The 1038-nt window shown below is 64.2% G+C and carries 1 protein-coding gene; it reads right to left on the reverse strand.

Annotated features, from left to right (window positions below; translation table 11 throughout):
• Positions 1-1038: phosphate acyltransferase (locus CP49_RS47455; RefSeq protein ID WP_249762055.1), on the reverse strand; the 1038-nt coding region annotated here is incomplete at both ends.

The raw sequence follows: 1038 nt of genomic DNA on the forward strand, positions 1-1038 counted from the left end.
CCCGGCCTTGATCGAGAGGCCGAAACGCTTGATCCTTGCTTCGACCACGGAAGGCCGCCCGACCAGGATCGGCCGCGCCAATTTCTCTTCCAGCACGACCTGCGTGGCGCGGAGCACGCGCTGGTCCTCGCCCTCGGCATAGATCACGCGAACCGGCTGGGTCTTGGCCTTGGCGAAAACCGGCTTCATGACGAGGCCGGAGCGGAAGGCGAAGCGTTCCAAGAGCGCGGTATATTCCTCGAAATTCTTGATCGGGCGCGTCGCCACGCCGGAGTCCATCGCAGCCTTCGCCACGGCCGGCGCGATACGCAGGATCAGCCGCGGATCGAACGGGCTCGGGATCAGCGAGCCTGGGCCGAACCCTTGCGCCTCACCGCTGTCAAAACCCTGGGCTACCGCGTCCGACGGCGGATCGCGCGCGAGCTGCGCGATCGCATCGACCGCTGCATGTTTCATTTCCTCGTTAATCCCGGTGGCGCCGACGTCGAGCGCGCCGCGAAAGATGAACGGAAAGCACAGGACGTTGTTGACCTGGTTCGGGAAGTCGGAACGCCCGGTGCAGATCATCGCATCGGGGCGCGCCTTGCGCGCCTCCTCCGGCATGATTTCCGGATTCGGATTGGCCAGCGCCATCACCAGCGGCTGGTCGGCCATCGACTTGACCATGTCAGGGGTCAGCACGTTGGGCGCGGAAAGCCCCAGGAAGATATCGGCGCCGCCGATCACATCGGCCAGCACGCGGGCATTGGTCTTCTGGGCATAGACCGCCTTCCAGCGGTCCATCAGCGTATTGCGTCCCTCATGCACCACGCCGTCGATGTCGCAGACCCAGATGTTCTTGCGCTGCGCGCCCATCGATACCAAAAGGTTGAGGCACGCGATCGCCGCAGCACCTGCACCCGAGCAGACGATCTTCACATCAGCCAGCTTCTTGCCGTTCAACAGCAGCCCATTGACGATGGCGGCTCCGACGATGATGGCCGTGCCATGCTGGTCGTCGTGGAACACCGGGATCTTCATGCGCTCCTTGAGCTGCGC

Origin of the sequence: Bradyrhizobium valentinum (genome assembly GCF_001440405.1) — a bacterium.
Lineage (GTDB): Bacteria > Pseudomonadota > Alphaproteobacteria > Rhizobiales > Xanthobacteraceae > Bradyrhizobium > Bradyrhizobium valentinum.